Source organism: Sphaerimonospora sp. CA-214678, from assembly GCF_050942215.1.
Classification (GTDB): Bacteria; Actinomycetota; Actinomycetes; order Streptosporangiales; family Streptosporangiaceae; genus Sphaerimonospora.
The window spans coordinates 5,082,246-5,105,828 of record NZ_CP192056.1 but is presented as its reverse complement, the minus strand read 5'-3'; the positions used below and the strand labels follow the sequence as shown (position 1 = coordinate 5,105,828).

The 23,583-nt window shown below is 68.2% G+C and carries 15 protein-coding genes; 10 read left to right on the top strand and 5 right to left on the bottom strand.

What is annotated here, in order from left to right; all coding sequences use genetic code 11:
* Positions 1-92: 92 nt before the first annotated feature.
* Both ACQP1K_RS22830 and ACQP1K_RS22825 read right to left on the bottom strand, forming a co-directional pair.
* A complete protein-coding gene (locus ACQP1K_RS22830) occupies positions 93-1,421 on the bottom strand; it encodes an MFS transporter (protein ID WP_433497737.1) in 1,329 nt (442 codons plus the stop codon).
* A gap of 258 nt (positions 1,422-1,679) precedes the next feature.
* Positions 1,680-2,171, bottom strand: coding sequence for a TetR/AcrR family transcriptional regulator (locus ACQP1K_RS22825; protein WP_433497736.1), 492 nt, complete (start codon positions 2,169-2,171; stop codon positions 1,680-1,682).
* 104 nt (positions 2,172-2,275) lie between these two features.
* Between ACQP1K_RS22825 and ACQP1K_RS22820 the strand changes: the two genes are divergently transcribed.
* Positions 2,276-3,433 carry a cysteine desulfurase family protein gene (locus ACQP1K_RS22820; RefSeq protein ID WP_433497735.1) on the top strand — a complete coding sequence of 386 codons (1,158 nt, stop codon included), beginning with the start codon at positions 2,276-2,278 and terminating at the stop codon, positions 3,431-3,433.
* A 318-nt stretch (positions 3,434-3,751) separates the two neighbouring features.
* On the opposite strand, the gene ACQP1K_RS22815 is transcribed toward ACQP1K_RS22820, so the two are convergent.
* Entirely contained in the window at positions 3,752-4,792 is a 1,041-nt protein-coding gene (locus ACQP1K_RS22815) for a DUF695 domain-containing protein (protein ID WP_433497734.1), read from the bottom strand.
* Between the two features lie 73 nt (positions 4,793-4,865).
* Between ACQP1K_RS22815 and mnmA the strand changes: the two genes are divergently transcribed.
* Positions 4,866-5,984 (top strand): tRNA 2-thiouridine(34) synthase MnmA, encoded by a 1,119-nt coding sequence (gene mnmA, locus ACQP1K_RS22810; RefSeq protein ID WP_433497733.1) that lies wholly within the window; start codon positions 4,866-4,868, stop codon positions 5,982-5,984.
* Positions 5,985-6,171: 187 nt separating this feature from the next.
* Here mnmA and ACQP1K_RS22805 read toward each other — a convergent pair whose 3' ends face one another.
* Together ACQP1K_RS22805 and ACQP1K_RS22800 are read right to left on the bottom strand one after the other, a co-directional pair.
* Positions 6,172-9,735 (bottom strand): NACHT and WD40 repeat domain-containing protein, encoded by a 3,564-nt coding sequence (locus tag ACQP1K_RS22805; protein ID WP_433497732.1) that lies wholly within the window; start codon positions 9,733-9,735, stop codon positions 6,172-6,174.
* Between the two features lie 296 nt (positions 9,736-10,031).
* Positions 10,032-10,664 carry an MBL fold metallo-hydrolase gene (locus ACQP1K_RS22800; RefSeq protein ID WP_433497731.1) on the bottom strand — a complete coding sequence of 211 codons (633 nt, stop codon included), beginning with the start codon at positions 10,662-10,664 and terminating at the stop codon, positions 10,032-10,034.
* Between the two features lie 18 nt (positions 10,665-10,682).
* Here ACQP1K_RS22800 and ACQP1K_RS22795 point away from each other — a divergent pair, with 18 nt between their 5' ends.
* The 8 genes from ACQP1K_RS22795 (at position 10,683) to ACQP1K_RS22760 (ending at position 23,575) form a co-directional block, all read left to right on the top strand.
* Positions 10,683-11,702, top strand: a complete 1,020-nt coding sequence (locus ACQP1K_RS22795; RefSeq protein ID WP_433497730.1) for a methionine synthase — start codon at positions 10,683-10,685, stop codon at positions 11,700-11,702.
* A 126-nt stretch (positions 11,703-11,828) separates the two neighbouring features.
* Positions 11,829-12,305, top strand: coding sequence for a hypothetical protein (locus ACQP1K_RS22790; protein ID WP_433497729.1), 477 nt, complete (start codon positions 11,829-11,831; stop codon positions 12,303-12,305).
* A 360-nt stretch (positions 12,306-12,665) separates the two neighbouring features.
* Positions 12,666-14,873: an NAD-dependent DNA ligase LigA gene (ligA, locus tag ACQP1K_RS22785; protein WP_433501622.1), complete on the top strand. Its 2,208-nt coding sequence runs from the start codon at positions 12,666-12,668 to the stop codon at positions 14,871-14,873.
* A 363-nt stretch (positions 14,874-15,236) separates the two neighbouring features.
* A complete protein-coding gene (locus tag ACQP1K_RS22780; protein ID WP_433497728.1) occupies positions 15,237-17,177 on the top strand; it encodes a TOMM precursor leader peptide-binding protein in 1,941 nt (646 codons plus the stop codon).
* Between the two features lie 123 nt (positions 17,178-17,300).
* Positions 17,301-17,600: a group II intron maturase-specific domain-containing protein gene (locus ACQP1K_RS22775; RefSeq protein ID WP_433497727.1), complete on the top strand. Its 300-nt coding sequence runs from the start codon at positions 17,301-17,303 to the stop codon at positions 17,598-17,600.
* Positions 17,601-17,790: 190 nt separating this feature from the next.
* The gene (locus ACQP1K_RS22770) at positions 17,791-20,022 is read left to right on the top strand and encodes a TOMM precursor leader peptide-binding protein (protein ID WP_433497726.1); all 2,232 of its coding nucleotides are present in this window, start codon (positions 17,791-17,793) and stop codon (positions 20,020-20,022) included.
* Positions 20,019-21,962, top strand: a complete 1,944-nt coding sequence (locus ACQP1K_RS22765; RefSeq protein WP_433497725.1) for a TOMM precursor leader peptide-binding protein — start codon at positions 20,019-20,021, stop codon at positions 21,960-21,962. Before ACQP1K_RS22770 ends, ACQP1K_RS22765 begins: the two co-directional genes overlap by 4 nt.
* A gap of 20 nt (positions 21,963-21,982) precedes the next feature.
* The gene (locus ACQP1K_RS22760; RefSeq protein ID WP_433497724.1) at positions 21,983-23,575 is read left to right on the top strand and encodes a SagB family peptide dehydrogenase; all 1,593 of its coding nucleotides are present in this window, start codon (positions 21,983-21,985) and stop codon (positions 23,573-23,575) included.
* Positions 23,576-23,583 lie beyond the last annotated feature (8 nt).

The following is a 23,583-nucleotide window of genomic DNA, read 5'->3' as shown; positions in this document are numbered from 1 at the left end:
CTCGCGTTCTCGTCCCGTCTCGTCCCGTCCCGTCCCGTCTCGTCCCGTCTCGTCCCGTCCCGGCGGGGAGGCCGCCGATCCGGCTGCTGGATTCACGCGGCGACGGGCAGGTGCTCGGGGGCCTCGCCGCCATCTGCCGCCGTCCTGCCGGCTGTCTTCCCGGCCGCGTCACCGGCCGTGTTCCCGGCCGGGCCGCCGAGCCCGTGCGGCCGGGCGTACCCGGCGGGCGGGCCGGCGGTTCCCCGGAAGGACGGGAGGAAGCGACCGGCGACCGCGACGAGGAGGCCGAGCGCGACCGCGATGCCCAGCGCGGCGCGCAGGGAGGCCGCGGCCGACAGGAAACCGACGACGACCGGGCCGAGCAGGAGCCCGGCGTAGCCCATCGCGCCCGCCTGGGCGATCGCCGGCCCCGGCCGGTCGGTCGCGGTTCCGGCGAGCGACAGCGCCATCGGCGAGATCGTCGCCACGGACAGGCCGACGAAGAACATCCCGCTCACCGCGAGGGGAGCGGACGGTGCGGCGATGACGAGGAGGAAGGTCGCCGCCGCCGCTGCCCCCGAGGTGACGATCAGGCCGCGTGCGCCGTACCGGTCGCGGAGCCGGTCCCCGCTCAGCCGGGCCGCCAGCATGCCGGCCTCGAACACGGGATAGCCGAGCGCGGCCACGGACTCGGGGGCGCCGAGCGTGCCGAGGAGATACAGGCCGTTCCAGTCGGCCACGACACCCTCGATCATGAAAGCGCCGAACGTGATCGCGCCGAGCAGGTAGACGATGCCGGGCATCCTGCCCCGTGCGCCCGAGGTGTCCCGTGCGTCCGACCTGGCCGCCGCGCCCGGGACGCCTCCGGCGGCCCGGGTGGCCGGCTCCGGGAGGTACGTGCGGCCGATCGCGAGCGAAGCGGGCAACGTCACCAGGGCGATGATCACGAGGTGGGCGGTGAAGGACAGCCCGGCGGCGATCGCCGCGGTGCCGAGCAGTCCCGCCGTGATCGCGCCCATGCACCAGCCGGCGTGCATCCCGCTCATCAGCGGCCTGCCGTACGCCTGCTCCACGGTCGAGCCCTGGGCGTTCATGCCCACGTCCACGACGCCGAACGCCATGCCGAACAGGGTCGCGGCAGCGACCACGGTGGGGAAGGAGGGCGCCACAGCGACGAGCACCAGCGAGGCGGCGCACAGCGGAGCGGCCACCCTGAGCACGCCGCGACTGCCGGCCCTGGCCATGACGACGCGCATGAGCTGCATGGTGAGCAGCGCACCGAGCCCCCAGCAGAGCAGCGCGACGCCGACCGACGACTCGGTCAGCTGCAGCCGGTTGGCCAGCGCGGGCAGACGTACGGTGAACGTCCCGCATATCAGACCGGCCAGGGCGAACGTGAGGACCGACCCGTAACGGGCGGCCCCCAGGGCGCGGGTCATCATGGTCTCCTTTTCTGGGAGTTTTCACGCTTGTGAGATGAGGGGGAGGGGAGGGCGCAGCTGAGATCCGCGCAGGACGGCCGCCACCGGGTGGCCACACGCGGAGAGTGCCGTACGGCGCGACGCGGCCGCCGGAGCGCCTGTCCGGCTCGGCGGGCGGCCGCGCGGCATGGCGGCATTGGATTCGGTGCGATGCGGGTGCGATGCGGTCAGGACTTATGGCGACTCGTCATGGCGAGTCGTTCACGTCATGACGATCGGCTACAGCAGTTCGAGCAATCGTCGGCGGACCGCCGCGTAATCGAGGGTCGACGGGCTGTGGGTTGCGACGTCCCAGAGACCCTCACAGCTGAGGCGTACGACCTGGGACGTCAGCGGATCGGGCTCGTCGTCCAGCCCGTGGGTATGCCAGCGGGCCATCGCCTCGCGGAGCGGCGCGAGCAGCCCGGGGTCTCCCGCCGCCCCGGTGACCACGGCCCAGCGTCGCAGCCTGCCGCTCTCGACGGCCTCGAACGTGGCGGCCAGGTAGGCCCGGGTGTACGTAGGCTCGTGCTGCGCCTCGACCAGCGCGTCGAAATCCGCGATCAAACGCTCGATCATGGCTTTGATCAGCGCTTCCTTGTTCGCGAAGTGGTAGAGAAGGCCGCCCTTGCTGACGCCGGCGCGCTCGGCGACCGCGGCCAGGGTCAGGCCCTGGACCCCCTGATCGTCGAGCAGGAACTCGGCCGCGTCGAGTAGCTCATCCCTTCTCATGGGCTTTACTATACCGTCTGGACGGTTCAGTAAGCGAATCCGGCGATCGACTGAACGGCGGTCCCGGATAGGCTTGTTCAGCTGAGGCCGGGTCTGGAGGGGTCGTGGGAACCGCATATCTTGACCATGCCTCGACCACGCCGATGCTTCCTGAGGCGATCGAGGCCATGACAGCGCAGCTGGGGCGGGTGGGCAACCCCTCGTCCCTGCATGCCGCCGGCCGTCGCGCCCGCCGCGTGGTGGAGGAGTCGCGCGAGACCATCGCGAGCGCGCTGGGCGCCCGCCCGAGTGAGGTCGTGTTCACCGCGGGCGGCACAGAGGCCGACAATCTGGCTATAAAAGGGCTGTTCTGGGCACGCGAACGCCGGCGTATCCTGATCAGCGCGGTCGAACACCATGCCGCCCTCGACCCCGCCCGCTGGCTCGCCGACCGGCACGGCGCGATCGTCGAGCTGCTCGAGGTCGACGAGCACGGGCGGGTGCATCCCGACACGCTGCGTGCGGCCATCGAGCGCGACCCCGGCGACGTCGCCCTGGTCAGCGTCATGTGGGCCAACAACGAGGTCGGGACCGTACAGCCGATCCGCGGCCTCGCCGCCATCGCCCACGAGCACGGCATCCCGTTCCACACCGATGCGGTGCAGGCCGTCGGCCAGCTTCCGGTCGGGTTCGCCGAGTCGGGCGTCGACGCGATGACGGTCTCCGGGCACAAGGTCGGCGGGCCGATGGGCGTCGGTGCGCTGCTGCTGGCCCGGGGCGCCGATCCGGTGCCCGTACTGCACGGCGGAGGCCAGGAGCGCGACGTACGCTCCGGGACGCTCGACGCCCCGGCGATCGCCGGGTTCGCCGCGGCCGTACAGGTCGCCGTCGAAAGCCTGGCCACCACCTCTGAACGGCTGTCGGCACTGCGCGACGACCTGATCGAGCGCGTCCGGCAGGCCGTGCCCGACGTGGTGCTGAACGGCGATCCGGTTGATCGGCTGCCGGGGAACGCCCACTTCTCCTTCCCCGGCTGTGAGGGTGACGCGCTGCTCATGCTCCTCGACGCCAAAGGAGTGGAGTGCTCCACCGGCTCGGCCTGCTCGGCGGGCGTGGCCCAGCCGTCACATGTGCTGCTCGCGATGGGACACGAAGGCGTCCGCGCCCGCGGCTCGCTGCGCTTCTCGCTCGGTCACACCTCGACGAAGGCGGACGTCGACCGCGTGGCCGAGGTCATCGGCCACGTCGTCGAACGGGCCAGGCGGGCCGGCATCCTCATCTGACCCCCACCCTCCCGTGGTGATCTTGCAGTTTCTCGCACCCGTCCCGCTTCGCCTGCGAGAACATCTCTCGTGATCTTGCAGAAACTCGCAGGGATCGTGCTTGAGCTGCGGAAACAGAGTTCGTGATCTTGCAGTTTGTGGCGGACTGCAAGATCACGAACTTTGAAGTCCCAGGTCAGACGGCCATCCACAGAATATCTGCAAGATCACGAGAGGTGTCGCCGCAGGTAGCCGCTGGTTTCTGCGAGCAATTGCAAGATCACGGTCGGGGGGCCGGGGGCGGGGGGAGGGGGGAGGGAGGCGGACACGCCGTCGCCGTCAGGTGAGGAAGTGTGCGACCTCGCTCCAGGAGGGGTCGTCGGCCACCTCGACCTCGGCCTCGCCCTCCTTCCAGGTCGCGGCGAGCTCGTTGATCGCGCTCGCCGCCTCGCCCTCCGGATCGGCGTACACGTGCAGGGTCCGCCTGCCGTCCGCACTCATGTGCGCCGCGAGTACGGCGGTGCCGAGCGTGCCGAGCAGACCGGTGAGCCGCTCCTCGAAGTCGCGCAGCGCGTCGAGAGACCCGCCCGAGGGCTGTCCGTCGGAGTCGGAGTTCCGGTACGGCAGGCCGATGGCGATGTGCTGGTCGTTGAGCGGGTGATCGACGGGCCGGAGCGGATAACGGGCGAGGGCGGTCACCCGGCTGCCGGTGGGGGTCGTGCCCTCCATCAGCATCCACTGCTCTTCCACGAAGCCCTTCGCGAGGTCGGCGATCACGCCGGGCAGGTGGATCGCGGGGAACGCGTCGATCGGCTCGAACTCCGCCGGGACGATCTCGCCCACCCAGCGGGCCACCTCGTCCTCACCCAGCAGCCAGTCGAGCGCCATGAGGGAGGCGTCCATCCGGGCCTCGTCCTCCAGGTCAGGAAATATCGGATGAAAGACGGAAATCTCGGCGCGGGGGGCGTTCGGCGGCGCCTGTACGGCGACCACCAGCCGGTTCAGATCGAACTCCCGGCCCTCGACCTCGACGGACAGCTCCGCCGCCTGCGGCTTGGCCTGCCTGGACGGATGGAACTCCCACAGCTCGCCGTCCGGCGGCGCGGCCAGCGCCCACCGGTGGGTGAACGATCGCAGCTCGGGGTCGTTGCACGCGCTGACGACCAGCGCGTACCGTGCCGTGCCGCCCGGCGCGATCTCCCACACCAGGGACGGGTGCATGGCGTTGACCGCCGATTCGAGCGCCTCGGCGATCGCCTCGGCGTTCCCCGCCTCGACCTGCGCGTCGATCTCCGGGCGGGCCTTCGCCCACCAGGTCCAGAAATCCGCTATGACCTTGGCCGCGTCGGCCGGCGTGTTCTCGCTCCCGAACAATCGCATGACCCCGCATCCTCCCAGCTCCACACCGCCGATGCCAACGTGGGCCCGCCGCGGGGGTAATCTCGGAGACGCTATGGCTCACACCACAGGGGACTCCAACGGCGCCGGCCGGCCCGGTCGCCGGCTGCGCGTGCTCGCGGCCATGTCGGGCGGCGTGGACTCCGCCGTGGCCGCCGCCAGGATCACCGAGGCCGGTCACGACGTCACCGGCGTCCACCTGGCGCTCTCGTCCAACCCCCAGTCGTACCGGACCGGCGCGCGCGGCTGCTGCACCCTCGAGGACGCCCGCGACGCCCGGCGCGCCGCCGACGTGATCGGCATTCCCTTCTATATATGGGACATGGCGGAACGGTTCCACCGCGACGTGGTCGAGGACTTCGTCAACGAGTACGCGGCGGGCCGCACGCCCAACCCGTGCCTGCGCTGCAACGAGAAGATCAAGTTCGAGGCCGTGCTCGACCGGGCCCTCGCACTGGGCTTCGACGCGGTCGCCACCGGCCACCACGCGCGGCTCGTCGACGGCGTGCTGCGGCGCAGCGTCGACGAGGGCAAGGACCAGTCGTACGTGCTGGGCGTGCTCACCCGTGGGCAGCTCGCCCACGCGATCTTCCCGCTCGGCGACTCGACCAAGGCGCAGGTGCGGGCCGAGGCCGCCCGGCGTGGGCTGTCCGTGGCGGACAAGCCGGACAGTCACGACATCTGCTTCATCGCCGACGGCGACACCCAGGCGTTCCTCGCCGAGCGCCTCGGGGCCGCGGACGGGCCGATCGTCGACGCGCTGACCGGCCGGGTCGTCGGCAATCACCAGGGCGCGTACGGTTTCACCATCGGCCAGCGCAAGGGCCTGCACATCGATCGTCCGGCCGCCGACGGGCGGCCGCGCTACGTGCTGTCGATAGAACCGGTGTCCAACACGGTCACGGTCGGGCCGCGCGACTCCCTCCAGGTGCGGATCATCGTGGGCGAGCGGCCGGTTTGGAACGGCCCGCTGCCCGAGCCGTACGAGCCGATCGCCTGCGCCGTGCAGCTGCGCGCCCACGGCGAGGTGTACGGCTGCCGCGCCCAGCTGTCGGGCGGCGAGCTGCACATCGAGCTCGACACCCCGGCCGCGGGCATCGCCCCGGGCCAGGGCGCCGTTCTCTATGACGGCGACGTGGTCATCGGGTCGGCCACGATCTCCTCGGCCACCTGATCGGCCGGCGCCGCGATGTCCGGGCAGAGACCGGCGGGAGGGGCACTGGCGGCTCGACCATGAGTCGACCGGTCCGGCCCGCGTGAATGAACGATGCCCCGGTGTGACCGGTTTTCGCCGTACCTCACGGGGCTTTCACGTGAATAAACCGCGCCGACAATGAGATCCTGCATATCGCCGTTCCGGATCAGTATGGCGCGGGTAGGTCCCATAGTCGCACTGTTTGGTCATCGCTGGCAGTGGCAAGGCTCCCACCGTCCGGGCTGAACGCCACGCTGTTAATCTGCCCGGTATGGCCGAGAAGGGACGCGACCAGGCGCCCGGTTGTAGCGTCCCAAAGTCTGGCAGTGTCGTCATCGTCGGCCGTGGCGATCAGATCACCCTTGGGACTGAAGACAAGGTCCTCCACCCCCTGGTCATTCCCGGTTAGCGTGGCGATCAGGTTTCCTGTGGCTGTGTCCCACAGCCTCGGGGCGGTATTTTCCCGTAGCCTCGAGGGGGCGTCTTCCCACGCGAACGAGGCGGTGGCGAGGGTACGGCTATCCGGGCTGAACGCCACATGAACGATACGGTCGGTAAGAGGCTTGATCAACTGCCCGGTTGTTGCATCCCACAACCGGGCAGTTCGATCCGCACTGCGAATAACCAACGTGCGGCTGTTCGGGCTGTATGCGACCTCGACAATGTCGTCGGTGTGCCCTGCCAGGGTGGCGATCAGGTGCCCGGTGGCCGGATCCCAGAGTCGAGCGAGCCGACCGTTGGTGGTGACGACGGTCTTACTGTCGGGAGCGAAGGTCACGCTCGACACGCCACCGTTGTGGCCGGGGAGGTAATGGAGTGTGGTGCCCGTGCGCGGGTCACGCAGTCGCACCCGGCGGTCGTTGTCAACGATTGTCGCCAGGGTGCTGCCGTCCGGAGAGAACACGAGAGCGGACAGCGTGTCGGCATGGTCTGAGAAATGCTGAATCTCCCGCCAGGTGGCCGAGTCCCACAGCCGGATCTCGCCAGTGCCGGCGACAGCCAGAATCGTCCCGTCCGGACTGAACGCGTTGCTGGGAATCCAACCGTGATGGCCGATGAGTGTCGTAACGGCGCGTCCGTCGGTCGTGTTCCAGACTCTGACCACGCCGTCATCCCCGGTGGTGGCGACCAGGTGTCCGTCGGGTGAAAGCGCCACAACCGGTACGGAACCGGTCCCATGCCGGAAAGTGGCCACTGCCCGACCGTCAGCCGGATCCCAGAGCCGTACAGTGCCGTCGTCGCCGGCGCTGATGAGACGACGACCATCTGGCCGGCTGAAAAGAACAAGTTCGACACTGTCAGCGTGGCCCTTGAGAGCGGCCCGGGAGGAATCACGCGGCATGGCGCGAACCAGGCCGCTCAGCGTCAGTAGCAGCACGACACCGGCGACCACCGGAATTGCCCGGCGCCGGGCAGTCGTACGGCCCCCGTCGGTGCCCGGTGCCGCTGACCTGGAGTTCGTGGTCGGAAAGACTCTCGCGTCCGCGCGGGGAAGCGCGGCTGAGCGCACGCGCAGCGGCTGGCCGGCCAGGCGTTCCTGGAGGCGGACGTGGCGGAACTGATACGTCCCCCCGGACTGACGCAGCAACTGACGTTCGCGGGCGTCGCGCAGGAAGGCCATCAGCCTCAAGGGCAGGCGGCCGCGGGCGGCGAGAATCACCCGCGTGATCAAGAACCTGGGCCACGCCCGAGTGAGCAGCACGATCAGGCCGAATATCAAGCCCGGCAGCACCGTCAGGAAGAAATAGTAAGGGACGCCGTCGACATCATCGACAAGCCCGTGCCAGTACGTCCGGATGAGGTATCCGAAATCGGGTTCTCCTGGCAGACCGGGCCAGCCGGTGAGTGTTTGAGCCACGCCGATGCCGGCAACCGTGGCGACAGTCAAGGACGGAGCGAGCCCTACGGCGACTATGGCACCGGCAGCAGCGGCCCCTACCAGCGCCGATCGACGGTCTTGCCGCAGGAAGGTAAGCGGGTCGGCATGACCGGCGCGTTCGGGTGGAGCTTCAAACCAGTTGTGCACCGCCAGGCCGACACCGATCAGGGCAGCGATCCCCGCAGCCGCCGCAGTGTTGAGAAAGAATTCTTGTATATCGCTGAAGGACCACCTTTCGAGGTGGGTAGACATTTCCACGGCGGTGAACCCCGCGACCATCGGGAGGGCGGGGACGGCGACCAAGGCCACTCCTGTGGCGAACCCTCGTCGCAATCGACCAAAAGACCCGCGAATTCTGAACGACAGCCGCCCCGGCAGTCGACCCGCCATGGCGTACCACATGACGACGGCCAGCACCGAATAACCAGCACCAAAGGCTGCGCCGATTGCCAGCGCAGGTCCGTCCCCGCCGTCCTCGTACGCGTCGGGGCCGCTGAAAGCGGCGAACGAGGCGGCTACGATCACCATCAGGATGGCGCCGCCACCGAGGCTGATACCCAAAGCCACCCACGCGGAGAGTGTGCGCTCGCTGAGCCGCCACCAAGCCAGGTCTCGCTCGCGGTGCTGATGCAGGTGCCGCGCCAGAAAGGTCAACCATCGGCGGGCCTGGGCGGCCCGTCGGTCTCCTTCGGCATCGTCGTCTGCCTGCCCTCCCGGTGTCCGACGCGAGGCATAGGCCGCATCGATCAGTTGATCTATGAGGTGATCTTCCACCGCGTGGCGGCTGTCGAACGATTCAGTCAGCAATTCAGCGGGGTCGCCACCGCCGCGCTGGTAGACCGTACGGGCCACAGAAACCAGCAGCGGTGTCGACAGGGCGGTAGCCAGGGGCCCCTCTGGGAAGGTGCGCAGTTCGGTGTGGACCGAGGACCAGTCGATACCCTCGGGCCAGTCCACATCGTCGAGGTAGTCGATGACATCCTTTGCCGCCAGCGGCAGCACCTGCACGACTGGTGCGCCGCGCAGCACCGGCGCCCCACCTTTGATCACATCCTCGTATTCGGCTGACCGGCAGGTGACCACCACAGGACGTTCCCGGCCGATGGCATAGTTGATCTCACGGATCGCGCTGCGGCGCGCCGACTCCGGGATCTCATCCAGACCGTCGAGGACGGGCAGCAGCAGATTGTGCTCCAGCAGCAGCCGGGGTATCTCTTCGCGACCGCTGTAGTAGGCGTTGGCCAACCCGCCCACGATCCAGTCGTCCAGCGACTGCATGACCGGATCCCAGGACGCGGCCGAGAGCAGCACCGGTGTGGACGCGCCTGCCGAGCGTGCCTGCAAAAGTCCGATTGTCAGCATCATCGCCAGCACCGTCTTACCGGCGCCGGGCTCGCCCAACACCACCAGCCGGCCGCTGCTCAACGACCGCACCGTCTCGTACCCGGTAGCCAACTGGCGGGCGCCGGCATCGAAGCCACCCGTGAGCCGACCATCCTTCAGCCGGACGGCGGTGTCATCAGCGACCGAGGGCGACACCGTCGCCTTACCCTCGGCTACTCCCGCGTGAGCCGCCGACCATGCCAGGGGCAGCACACCGGGGTTGCGCAGCATGCGTGCTTTTGCCTCGGCCGACCATTCTTCGCTGACGATCCGCGCCAGGTCGTCAGCGAGCGCCGGTACATCACGGGGCTGCTCCGGCTGCCCCAGAAACCCGCTGACAATATCGATGGCTAATGCCATGATCGTGATAAATAGCCCAGCGATCGCAGCGATTTCCTCCCGGCCGGAACCATCCGACCGGATCATCCAGACCGCTATGCCCACCGCCGCCCCCACCAGAAGGCCCAACAGGACATTCCGGATCGTGCGACGCGGCGATGGCCACCACGCCATGCACACCCCCTCTCGCAGCGGTCGCCGGAGAATCACAGTAGATCAAAATCGTTCGTGTCAGCCAGGGTGTCAGCTCAGAGGGCGTTCGATGTAAAATTCTCGTCCTGGTACGGCGCAGCCAATCGCTAACTGACCAGGGAATAGGTCGGTTGAGATATACATGCTGGTGGAATCGGCTGGGCGGGGCCTGACTCCCGGGATACCGGCTCTTCGCGTTCTCCCTGGTCGAACACCGAAGAGCGACTGCCGTACTAGGACACCTCGACGGACTCGCCGACCGGGATGCGGCGGAAGTCGGCCTTCTGGTGGTCGCCCTCCATGCGGATCCAGTTGTCGACGACCTTCAGCCCGACCTCGTTGAGCAGGCCGTCGTGCGTGCTGTAGGCCCGCTGCGGGCGGACCTCGCGGAGGTAGGCGACCATGTCGGTCGTCCTCATCCACGGCGCGTTCGTCGGCACCAGCAGCGTGGGCACCTCGACACCGGGCGGGGTGAACGCGTCACCGGGGTAGAAGACCTCCTCCTCCACCAGAAACCCGACGTTCTGCACGACCGGGATGTCCGGATGGTTGAGCGCGTGCCATTCGCCGATCACCTTCACCCCGAACCCCGCCGTCGTGAAGGCATCGCCGTCCCGAACCACCTGCACCTTCGCCGGGATCTCGCCGAGCAGGTCGGCCACCGACTGACAGGTGAAGATCTCCAGGTCCGGGGCCGCCTTTCGCAGCAGGTCCGCGTCCACGTGATCGAAATGCTCGTGTGTGATCAGTACGGCGCTCGCCTCGTCGAGCAGCCCCTCCCCGCTGAACGATCCCGGGTCGATCACCAGGGTCGAACCGTCCTTCTGCAGCCGCCAGCACGCGTGCCCGAGTTTGGTGAGTCTCATAGTGCCTAAGCTAGTCCCGTGCAGGATTATCCATGGGTGGAGGCCACGGCCACCGGCGTGGGCTCGCATCCGGGCGACGACCGCGAGGCCCATATGGAGGCGCTCCGTACGGTCTTCGGCGAGTTGCCGATGCCGTACCTGCCGGAGCTGCCCGGTCGGGGCGTCGGCGCCGACATGATCGGCAGGAGCGCTTCGCTGCTGGTCGAGCTGCCGGTGGAGGTGCAGCCGTCGGGGTGGCGGTTCACCGACGGGGTCGGCCGCGACCTCAAGCGTGCCCGCGACCACCTCGCCCGCGACCTCGACGGGCTGGAGGAGGTCGCCCAGGGATACGCGGGCCCGCTGAAGATCCAGGCGTGCGGCCCGTGGACCCTGGCCGGGGCCGTCGAACTGCGGCACGGCGACAAGGCCCTCGCCGACGCGGGAGCCGTACGGGACCTGACCGAGTCGCTCGCCGAGGGGATCGCCGGGCATGTGGCGCAGGTGCGGCGGCGGGTCCCGGGGGCCCGCGTGGTCGTCCAGCTCGACGAGCCCGGTCTGCCGGGAGCGCTGACGGGCACGGTGCCGACCGCCTCCGGGTTCGGGCGGCTGCCTGCCGTCGAGGCCGTGACCGCGGGAGAGCGGCTCAGGACGGTGATCTCCGGGCTGGGCGACGACGTCTTCCCGATCGTGCACTGCTGCGCGCAGGACGTGCCGTTCGGGGTGCTCCGTACGGCCGGGGCGCGAGGGATCTCGCTCGACGCTTCGCTGCTGCGGCGGCGGGACGAGGATGCGATCGGAGAGGCGATCGAAGCGGGCGCCGCGTTCTTCCTGGGGGTCGTGCCGGGGACCGACAGCAGGCTTCCCGACATCGGCGTGGTGGCCAAGCCCGCGCTGGAGCTGTGGCGGCGGCTCGGGTTCACCCCCGCGCGGCTCGCCGGGCAGGTGGTGCTCACGCCCGCGTGCGGGCTCGCCGGGGCCTCGCCGCGCTATGCGCGTGCCGCGCTCGCCCGCTGCCGGGACGCCGCCCGGGTGCTGCGCGAAGACCCCGAGGACGAGTGAGATGACGGTCGGGGCCGGTGGACGACGCGATGGTCCCGCCGGGCTCCGATCCCGGCTGTAAGCGTTCTGCAAGTGCGATCGCCTATCTCTTGATGTGCTGGTAGCCCACAGTTCAGGAGAAGATCCATGCGAAGCGCTCCGCGCCTTCTGCTCACCGCTGCTCTGTCCACGGTTCTCGGCGCAGGACTCGTCGCCACCTACCCGTCCGCCGCTTCGGCCGCTTCCACCGCCTCCGCCACTTCCGGTGCTTCCGCCGCCTCGGCCGCCTCCGTCTGGCGCTGGGGGCCGTTCGCGTCCTCGGATGCGAGGGGCTGGGTCATCGGCAACGTCAGGTCCGGCAGGTCGGGCATGCGCATCTCGGGGGACCTCTACGACAGAAGCGGGACCCGTACGTGCACCTGGATCAAGCTCAAGTGGCTGACGGACCGCGGCAAGTACCGCACCGCGAAGTTCCGAAACTGCTCGCATTCCAAGCCGCGCGCGTTCCAGGTGAACGCGGGATACATGCTGCTCGCCAACGCCCAGGTCTGCCGGGGCACCGCGAAGAGGATCACCGGAAAGTGCTCGCGGTGGCGGCAGGTCTGGGCCCAGGGCGGTAGGTGACCCTCCGCGCGGTCGGCCACGGGGCCGAGAGGGCCGGACAAAAGGGAATGAAAGTGGGCTAGGAGCGGTCTACCGTATTTCTGGATCGCTCGTGAGCAGAGGGACCGCGTGGTCTGGCGCGACCTCGGCTGAGCCGATCAGCGGGAGCCGCATCCTGTCCTCGGTGCGGCTCCCGCACGCGTTCGCCGGCTTACGCACGCGTCGTTCGCCGGCTTACGCACGCGCTTGTCGGCGGTCGCGCGCTGCGGTCGCGACGCGCTTGTCGGCGGTCGCGGCGTCGAATGTCGGTCGGCGGAGATACCGTTTTCCCTGAGTCGTCCACAGGGCAGCTGACGAGGGGAGACGGGCGTGACCGAGCAGGTGAACGAGGCCGAGGGCACGGCGGTCGAGGTCACGCCGGCTGAGGCCGCGCCGTCCGCGGCGCGGGAGCGGCACGCCGAGCTCGCTGAGCTGATCGAGGATGCCAACTGGCGCTACTACGTGCTCGACTCACCCTCGGTGAGCGACGCCGAATACGACAGGTGGATGGGAGAGATCAGGGCGCTGGAGGAGGAGCATCCCGACCTGCGAACGCCCGACTCGCCCACGCAGAAGGTGGGCGCGCCGATCTCCACCGAGTTCACCGCCGTCACCCACCTGCAGCGGATGGAGAGCCTCGACAACGCCTTCGACGACGAGGACCTGGTCGGCTGGGAGGCGCGGGCCCAGAGGTTGATCGAGGCCGATCCGGGGCCCTACCTGTGCGAGCTGAAGATCGACGGCCTGGCCGTGGCGCTCGTCTACGAGAAAGGCCGCCTGGTGCGCGCCGCCACCCGGGGCGACGGACGCACGGGGGAGGACATCACGCCGAACGTCCGCACCCTGCGTGACGTGCCGGACCGGCTGACCGGCGACGACACCCCCGACCTGCTGGAGGTGCGCGGCGAGGTCTTCCTGCCGGTGGAGGGCTTCGAACGGCTCAACGAGCAGCTCATGGACGCGGGCAAGGCGCCGTTCGCCAATCCGCGCAACTCGGCCGCCGGCTCGCTCCGGCAGAAGGATCCCCGGGTCACCGCGCAGCGGCCGCTCCGGATGATCGTCCACGGTGTGGGCAAGTGGGAGGGCGCCCGGAGGCCCGAGACCCAGTCGGAGATGTACGAGCTGCTCGGCTCCTACGGTTTCCCGGTCAGCGACCGCTATCGGGTCGTCCCGACGCTGGACGACGTCCGTGCGTTCGTCGCGCACTACGCCGAGCACCGCCACGATCCGGAGTACGAGATCGACGGCGTGGTGGTGAAGGCGAACCGGATCGCCGTGCAGCGGCAGCTCGGTTCGACCAGCAGGGCGCCGCGATGGGCGATCGCGTTCAAATATCCGCCGCAGGAGGTCACCACCGAGCTCCTCGACATCCAGGTCGGGGTCGGCCGCACCGGCCGCGTCACGCCGTACGCCGTGATGAAGCCGGTCGTGGTGTCCGGCTCGACCGTGGAGCGGGCCACGCTGCACAATGCCTCCGAGGTCGAGCGCAAGGGCGTGCTCATCGGCGACACCGTGGTGCTGCGCAAGGCCGGCGACGTCATCCCCGAGATCGTCGGGCCGGTGGCCTACCTGCGGGACGGCACCGAGCGGGCGTTCACGATGCCGACCCACTGCCCGGAGTGCCGGACCGAGCTGGCCTACGAGCGGGAGGGCGACGCCGATCTGCGCTGCCCGAACGCCCGTGCCTGCCCGGCCCAGCTCCGCGAGCGCATCTTCTTCGCGGCGGGGCGCAACGCGTTCGACATCGAGGGATTGGGCTATGTGGCGGCCACCGCGCTGACCCAGCCGCTGCCGCCGCAGGAACCGCCGGTGCGCACCGAGGCCGATCTGTTCGACCTCACGATGGATCGGCTGCTGCCGATCCGGTCGGTTGTCCGCGACCCGGACACCGGCTTGCCCAGGACCGACCCCAAGACCGGTGGGCCGAAGGTCGTCTCGTTGTTCGCCAACCTCTCCGGCGAGCCGAGCAAGAACGCCCAGATGATGCTGGAAGAGCTGGAGAAGGCCAAGACACAGCCACTGTGGCGGGTGCTGGTCGCGCTGAGCATCCGGCACATCGGGCCGCCCACCGCGCGGGCGCTGGCCGAGGAGTTCCGCTCGCTCGACGCGATCGCGTCGGCCTCGGAGGAAGAACTGGCGGCCGTCGAGGGCATCGGGCCCCGGGTCGCGGCCACCATCCGTGAATGGTTCGAGGTCGACTGGCACCGCGAGATCGTCGACAGGTGGCGGGCCGCGGGGGTGCGCATGGCCGACGAGGCCCCGGCCGGGTTGGAGGTGCGGACGCTGGAGGGCCTGACGTTCGTCGTCACCGGCACGCTGACCGACTTCAGCCGCGACGAGGCGAGTGAGGCCATCACCGGCCGGGGCGGCAAGGTCACCTCGGCGGTGTCGAAGAAGACCGGCTTCGTGGTGGTCGGGGACAATCCCGGCTCCAAATACGACAAGGCCGTCAAACTCGGCATCCCCATCCTCAACGAGGAGGGGTTCCACGTCCTTCTGGAGAAGGGCCCCGACGCCGCCCGCCCCCTCGCGGCCACGCCGGGGGAATAACCGGCCTCCGCCCTGGCTGTGCCAGAGCCATACGCCAAGCCGTCCCCGGTGAATAAATTCGAGAGGTCGTCCCTGTCCTCAGCGGGAGGGGTTCCGTCCTGTCGCTACGAGCATGCCGATTAGTTGCCCGGGGCTTACCTCAACGTCTGCTGTCGGTCACGCTCCGCTGGTCGGCAACGCCGGTTTGATCCGCGCCCCTCCCAGGTCGTTGCTAGCGGTTTGCTAGCAACCGGAGGCGATGCTGCTAGCGGGAATTGCCATGCTCAAGGCTGCACCAGTAGCTGCGGCAGAACAGTAAACCGATGACCAGGTCTCGGCCTGAGCATGGCCATGATCCGGACTTTAGTGTGAGAGACGAGGGTAATGAAATCATCGACGGTTGTGCTGCCGGCCGAGCGTGCCTGCGAGGACATCGAGAAGTACCTGGCCAGCCGCCTGGCCGCCTATACCTCGGCGGCCATGCCCCGTATTGAGCCGCCCCGAGTCGAGCTGCTCGGCTTCCGTGATCTGCTCGACATCCAGCCGTCACCGTCGGTTTCCGGAACCCCGATCTACCTCACGCCCAGATCGGTGATGCTGGGGCCCACTCCCCGCGAGGTCGGAAGTCCCTGCCACTGGTGCGTGGCCTTGCGCTGGCAGAAGCTTCGCGGGAAGGCCGAGCGGGAGATTCTGGAGGGCGACAGGGAGGTACGGACCGCCGCCCGGACCCCTTTCCTGACACAGTTCACGCTGGACGCAATATGGGCCCTGTTCTCGCAGCTCGCCAGAAGGGCTGCCGGAAGGCAGGCCGGGTCGTCGCCCCCAGGAATCGGCGAAGTCTATGAGCTCTCGCTGGATAGCCTGCAAGCGCAGCGTTACGCCCTGCTGGCCGATCCCTCTTGCCGGGTCTGCGGACCGGCGCCCGCCGACGGTTCGGCGGCCCCGGTTATAGAGTTCGTCTCCCGCGTCAAGAAATCGCCGGGGCGGTACCGTATTCGCTCCGTCGAAGAGTTGGATCTGCCGATGGCGGCGTTGGCCAACCCGGTATGCGGTGCGCTGGGAAGCATGGCCCGCCCCGATCTGTCCTGCCCGACCACCGCTCCGGTCAACGGCAACATGACGCTGCGCATCTCCGCCGCGCTCTTTGACGTCTCCTGGGGTGGCCACGCCGACTCCTATGAAGCTAGCAGTCGGCTGGGCGTACTGGAGGGGCTGGAACGATACGCCGGAGGGCAGCGGCGAGGGAATGTGGAGCCTGTCTTCGGCAGTTACGCCCAACTGCGGGACAATGCCCTCGACCCACGCGAGTGCGGGATGTACAGAGAGGAGGTCTACCGTAACGAGCCGGGACTTCGGGAGTTTGACGAGGAGCGGGCGATTCCATGGGTGTGGGGGTACTCGCTGCGTGATGAACGGCCGATTCTGGTGCCCGAGCGAATCGCTTACTACATGGGCAAGCACGGCGGCGAGGATAGCTTCGTCTACGAGTGCTCGAACGGCTGCGCAAGCGGGAGTTGTCTTGAGGAGGCAGTCCTCTTCGGGTTGCTCGAGCTGCTGGAGCGAGATGCCTTCCTGCTGGCTTGGTACGGCAAGGCATGTCTGCCCGAGATTGATTTGGACAGCTGCGTTGACTCCGAAACCCGATTTATGATCGACCGGCTCCGCCTGTGGGGCTACGATACGCGCCTTTTCGATAACCGCGTGGATTCTCCGATACCGGTAGTGAGTGGAGTGGCCGTGCGGCGGGACGGCGGCCTGGGCAGGCTGTGCTTCGCCGCCGGATCGAGCCTGGATCCGGAGGCCGCTGTACGCGCTGCGCTCTGCGAGATCGCCTCCTACGTCCCCGCGCTGCCCAAGCGCGTGGCCGATCGGCTGCCCGAGCTGCGAACGATGGCGAAGGATTTTTCGAAAGTTGGCGACATCAATGACCACGCGACGCTGTTCGGGCTCCCGGAGATGGCGCGGCATGCCGACTTCCTGCTGCTGGACCGGCCGAAGATCGAGATGGCTGACCTGTACCGGGAATGGGAGCAGGAGCGGCCTCGCACCCATGACTTCATGGACGACCTGCGCTACTGCCGCGACCTCATCACGGAGGCCGGTCATGACTTGATCATCGTGGACCAGACCTGCCCGGAGCAGCGTACTCTCGGCCTGCGGACGGTCTCGGTGATCGTGCCGGGGCTCATCCCAATCGACTTCGGCTGGAGCAAGCAGCGGGTTCTGACCCTGCCGAGGATGCGTACGGCCTTTCGCCGGGCTGGCTGGATCGGGCGGGACCTGCTCGATTCCGACCTGCACTATGTGCCACATCCCTTCCCCTGATCCCTGCGAAGTCCTGTGTCGATCATCCAGCCGAAGGATCGGATCCGGGAGTTGACCAGTCGGAGGTGGAGCGTGCCGATGTCCTGCCGGATCGGCACGCTCCACACTTTCATCACGGGGTGAATGGCCTACTTCCGCCTCGCGGACCTGGGAAGCAGGCTCCGTGATCTGGATGAATGGCTACGTCGCAGGATGCGGCAGATTCGCTGGAAGGAATGGAAACGCTACTCGGCCAAACGCCGGAACCTGCGTCTACTGGGCGTCCCTGACCGCACCGCGCGGGAGTGGGCGGGCAGCAGCAAGGGGTACTGGCGGATCGCCGGGTTGGTCGTCCTCCATCGTGCTTTGCCCAGCGCCCACTGGGACGATCTTGGCCTGCTGGGCTACAGAACACCTGGCTGCAGGCTCAGAACCACGGCTTGACGAACCGCCGGATGCGGGCCCGCATGTCCGGTGGTGTGAGAGGAGGGTCGAACCACCCGACCCTCCTACTCGATTGCAAGGTGCTCCTAGCGGAGAGTCAGGCAATTGATACCGACCTGTCGGCGGCCTTTGTGAGGGTGAGTTCCACGGGCCGCGGCAGGCCGTCAACGCATGATGAGAAGGACGAGCTATGCACATCATGACGGAAAGGGCGGAACAGTCGGAGACGTTGGACACTGACCTCTCCAAGGTCCGCCCCAGGATCAGACACGACGTGCTTTTCGCCGACACGGGCGGCGGCGTGCTGCTGCGGGATGGAGATGGAGGTTTCTTCGTCAAGGGGAGCTCAGCCTACCGTCTCGCCACAATGTTGATCCCCTATCTGACCGGAGAGCATACGGTCGCCGAGCTCAGCGGTGGCTTGAGCGAGCCGCAGCAGAAGATGGTCAGCGGGTTCGTCCGTGCGCTCTTGGAACGCGGCTTCGCTCGCGATGCCCAGCCGTCGGGTTCCGACGAGTTAAGCGAGGCCGTACGGGAGCGGTTCGCCTCACAGATCAACTACGTCGACCACTACACCGACGACGCGGCCAGACGCTTTGCGGCTTTCCGCACCGCCCGGATCCTCGTGTGCGGCGGTGGCCCGGTGGCACTGGCTGCGGCGCTCAGCCTGGTCCGCAATGGCTCGGCCCGGGTCGACGTGGTCGGCGGTTCGGCCCACCCGGCGCTGCTGGAGGAGGCTGAGGCGCTGACGTCGGCGGGCTGCGGCGTGCAGGTGAACGCCGTGCAGGTGGACTCGGTGAAGCTGGACGGACTCACCGGCTACGACGTGATCATTGCCGCCGCAGGCGACTGCGGTCCCGCCGAGCTGTTGCGGCTCAGTGCGCTGCGCGGCCCGGACGGACCCGCGCTGCTGTCCGCCGCCGTTGTCGGCCGGCACGCGGTGCTCGGTCCGCTAGCCCGCGCCGGCTCACCCTGCTGGGGATGCGCGATGCTTCGGCTGGACGCCAACTTGGATCCGGCGCTGGTGGCGGCGATGTGGCGTGATGCCGGGCTGCCGGGAGGGTACGGGGCGAATGCCCACGTAAGCGCGCCCGTCGCCTCCATGATCGGAAATATGCTGGGTTATGAAACGTTCCGTCTGCTTACCGGCGCGGCCACTCCCGAGACCGACGGCGCACTCATCATCCAAGACCTGAACACCCTGGAAACCGTCACCGAGCCGCTCCTACCGCACCCTCGCTGCCCCGTTTGCGTCCATGACGACATCGCGCCGGACATCCCCCGACCGCTGGAACTCACCGAGCCGGAGGAGGACGCAGCGGTGGAGCCCGGCTTGGATGCAGACACCGACGCGCTCCGCGAGGAACTGGACCGGGTCCTCCCGCTGGTCGGCCCGAACGCGGGTGTCTTCTCGTCCTTCGAGGACCTTGCCATAGACCAGTCTCCGCTGAAGCTGAGTCGCCTGCGGGTGGGAGTCCCGGATGCCGTAGCCAGGCAGCGCGTGATCGCAGCCGCAGATCTCTACCACCTGCCGCGCGCCCGCGTCCGTGCCGCTCATCAAGCGGCCCTCGTCTACGCGGGCCGGATCGGCCATGTATCCGACGCGCGGGCCTCCTCTGGGCTGGAACTGGCTGCGGAAGGCCTCGCCCCCGTGGGTCACCATCGGCTGTTGACCGCCAGCGGCATGCATCTGGACCCGAAGGGGATTGAGCCGTGGGTCCAGGCCGTCTCCCTGCTCACCGGGCGGGCTCACCTTGTGCCGGCTGCCGCGGTTCACCCCTTCTCTCGGCACAACACCGACCTGGTCTTCGAGCCTTCCGCCGCAGGGGACGGGGCGGGTGCCACCCTCGCTCAGGCGGCCGCGCGGGGTCTGCTGTCCGCCCTGGGATACGCGGCGATGCGCGAGGTTGTCGCGGGGCGGGCGGCGGGGACGGCGGTGCTGGACCCGCCAGAGCACGGGTCGGAGATGGAGTTCCTGCTGCGGACTGTGCGCAACATGGAACTGTCGGTAGAGCTGTTGTCCCTCGCCCCGGCACATACGGCTCGAACCGTCCTGGCCAGGGCCACCAGTTCTGCGACAGGCGAGGAGTGGTGGGCCATCGGAACCGGCGTGCGCGAGGAGGCGGCGGCCAAGATCGCATTGCGTGATCTGGTCGCGAGAGCGCAGTTACGGCGCGAACTGGGGCTCGATGAGGAGTTGGACTTCGGAGACCCGCTGATGGCCACCTTCGATGCTTTCGCCGTTCGCACCGAAGAGAGCGCGGTCGAACCGCCGAATGGTGACATGGCGGAGGTGCTGAAGGATCTGGCCGCTGACGAACTCGATCCGTTGCTGGTTCAGACTACCCCACCAGATCTGGGCCGCAACGGCGGCATCGTGACCGTCCGGGTACTTCTGGCCCGGCAGCGCTGGATCTCGTGAAAAACGTCGACACGTCTTTGGAAACCGGCCTGGCCGAGTATGTGCAGACCCGACTGGCTACCGCGGGCTGGCCTGGGATCACCGTCCATCTCGGCCGGCTGGGGCTCACCGACATGCTGGGACCGGCCCTGGCAGATCTGCCCGGAGAGCGCCTTGGCGGGAGCGGCGAAGTTCTCGCGATCCACCTGCGGGACGACTCGGCCATCGTCGGCCCGATCGACACGCCGGCTCGCCTGGACGGACGACGATCCCGCCCCTGTCACCTGTGTCTGGTCCGTCGCTGGCAGGCCATCCAGGCTCAGGACGAACGGAACATCCTGGAGACCGGCCCCGGCTTCCAGACCGTGGACGGGAACCCGTACCTGACCGCCTTCGCACTGGCGCTCATCGGCGACGTCGCCGAGTATCTGGTCGAGGAACGCCCCCGCGACGCGGCTGGACGTCCGCACGTCTATCAGGTCGGCCTGAGCGCCAATGCGGTTCGCCGCTACCCCCTCGTCGCGGACTCAGAGTGCCCCGCATGCGCAGAGCCCGAGCCGGACAGGCCGGACAACGCAGTCATTGAGCTCGCTCCCATAACCAAGCTCGGCCCCGACGCCTTCCGGCTGCGCTCCGCCACCGACTATCGGCTGCCCGTGGACACCTATGTCAACCCACTCTGCGGCCCGCTCGGCGCACGATTGTCGCACCGTCTGGCCAGCACCACCACCGCTGCCGCCATCGGCCACTTCGCGGTCCGCGGCGACGGCTACGTGCACGACTCCTTCTGGGGCGGCCATGCCGACAGCTTCGCCGAGAGCGAGGTGCTCGGCATCATGGAGGCCCTGGAGCGGCATGCTGGTCTGCGGCCGCGCCGCAAGCAGACGGTCGTCCACGGCACCCACGCCGACCTGCGTGACCGGGCCATGGACCCTCGTGAATGCGGCCTGTACGCCGACTCGTTCTATGAGCGCAACGCTCGCTACTACACCTCATTCCATGAGGACCTGACGATTCCGTGGGTGTGGGGCTACTCCCTTCGCGACCGGCGCCCCATCCTGGTCCCCGAACAGCTCGCTTACTACCACCTTCCCAGTGATCCGGCCAAATTCGTTCAGGAGTGCTCCAACGGCTGCGCTGCGGGGAGCTGTCTGGGAGAGGCGGTCTTCCACGGCTTGCTGGAACTCATCGAAAGAGATGCCTTCCTCATCTCCTGGTACGGCGGCAGCCGCCTTCCTGAGATTGATCCGGATAGCTGCCAGCGGATCCAGACCCGCATGCTGATGGACCGGATCTCGCTGAGCGGCTATGACGTACGCATTTTCGACACCCGGGTGGACTTCCCGATCCCCGTCGTCACCGTTGTCGGGATGCGGCGAGTAGGCGGCCCAGGACGTCTGTGCTTCGCGGCCGGTGCCGGTTTCGACCCGGAGGACGCCGTCGCATCGGCGCTTCGGGAGATCGCGCACACCGTGCCCAGCTTCCCCGCATACTCGGCTGCCGAGACAGACGAGCTGAAGGCGATGGCCGACGACTTCCGGCGGGTTTCCAGATTGGCCGACCACCCCCGCCTGTTCGGCCTGCACGAGATGGCCGATCACGCGGACTTTCTCCTCGGCGGCCCCCGCCGGGTCCGCCCGCTGCAGGAGGTCTACCAGGACTGGCACCGACTGCGCCCGTCCGGACCGGACCTTTCCGAGGACCTGAGGTTCTGCGTGGACCAGGTCGCCTCCGCCGGTATCGATGTGATCGTCGTGGATCAGACCTCGCCCGAGCAGCTTGAACTGGGCGTGCACACCGCATGCGTGATCGCTCCCGGGCTGGTCCCCATCGACTTCGGATGGGAGCGGCAACGGGCGTTGCACATGCCGCGCACCCGCACGGCTCTCCACAGGGGTGGTCGGCGCGACAGGCCGCTTGAGGCGGCCGAACTCAACTACGTCCCCCACCCGTTCCCCTGACTGCTGAGGAAGGTGTGACCATGAGCGTCCAGGAGTACCTCACCGCGATCGTGCACCGTCGACGTATCCCCATGGAGCCGCTGGACTTCGAACCGGATTGGGGAGACAAGCCCCGGCGGCACAAGGTCTATGCGGGGGCCCCTCGTTTTCCGCTGCGCAGCGATTCGGCAGCCCGGGAGGCGGCAAGCCTGGAGGATGCGCTTCGGACCGATGCTGGGGACGAACGGTTCACCCTGGGCCTGCTGGGTGACATGCTCCGGGACTCTTACGGACTGCTGGGGCGGCGACTCGGGGTTCAGTCGAATCACGACTTGGACACCCTCTCCCACTACCGCACCTCCGTGCTGTGGCGGGGGACCGCGTCCGGTGGCGGCCTCTACCCGGCCGAGATCTACTGGGTAACCGGCGGGAGCGGCCCGATGCTGCCCGGCGTCTATTACTACTCGACCTCCCATCATGAGATGCAGCGGCTGCTGGCTGGGGACGCGGTGGGGCAGGTTCGTGCCGCACTCGACGACCCGCAGGCGGCTGAGACCGACCAGTTTCTGCTGGTCAGCATCAAATTCTGGAAGAACGCGTTCAAGTACAACAGCTTCGCCTACCACGCGGTCACCATGGATGTGGGCACTCTTCTGGGCACCTGGAACATGTGGTCCAAGGCGCACGGCCTGGCGCTGCGTCCCGCCCTCGCCTTCGATGAGCCCGCCCTCAACGAGTTGCTCGGCCTGCAGACCCACGCCGAGAGCGTCTTCGCCGTTGTCCCCTTGCCCTGGTCCGATCAGGCACCCCGGTCGGCCGCCTCAGGGTTCGCCACGCCCAGTGTGCGGCTCGTCGAGCAGGAACGCTCGCGCAAGGTCATTCGCTTTCAGCAGGTTGAGAACGTTCACCTGGCCACGGTGGAGGCCGGCTCTGCCCCACGACCCAAGCCTCAGGAGCTGGCCGTCGGCGCGGCTTCCATCCCGGACCGGGGCAGAACTGCCGGAGTTACTCTGCCCGAGCCGGCGCCGCTCGCGATGAGCGTTCCCGACGCGCTGCGGGCTCGGCGCAGCAGCTTCGGCCGTTTCAGCAGCCACCGGCCAGTTCCGTTGGACTCGCTCACCGCCGTGCTGAACGCGGCTTCGGTCGGTGGCCAATTCCCTTCCAACATCAAACTTCCTGATGGCACCCCTGCACTGACCAGGCTTTGCGTCTTCGCCAACCACGTCGAGAACCTGCCGCAGGGCAGTTACGACTACGACCCCGAGACCCGTCGGCTTCATGCGATTTCTTCCGGCGCCTACGGGCGGTTCCTCCAGACCAACTACTTCCTCAAGAACTACAACCTCGAACAGGCTGCGGCCGTCTTGGTCGTCATGGCCCGGCCGGAGGCGGTCATGTCGGCCGTCGGCCCACGCGGCTATCGCTACGTCAACGCCGAGGTGGGTGCCGTGGCTCAGGTTGCTTACACCGCGTGCGCCGCGCTCGGTGTGGGCTGCGGCGCCGCGCTCGGCTTCGACAACGTCTCCTACGCCGAGGAACTCGGGACCGCCGGAACCGGCGAATGGCCGCTCCTGATCCTGATGATCGGCAATGAACGGCGCGATGGTGCGAATTTCGACTGTCGGATCGGCTGAATTCGTTC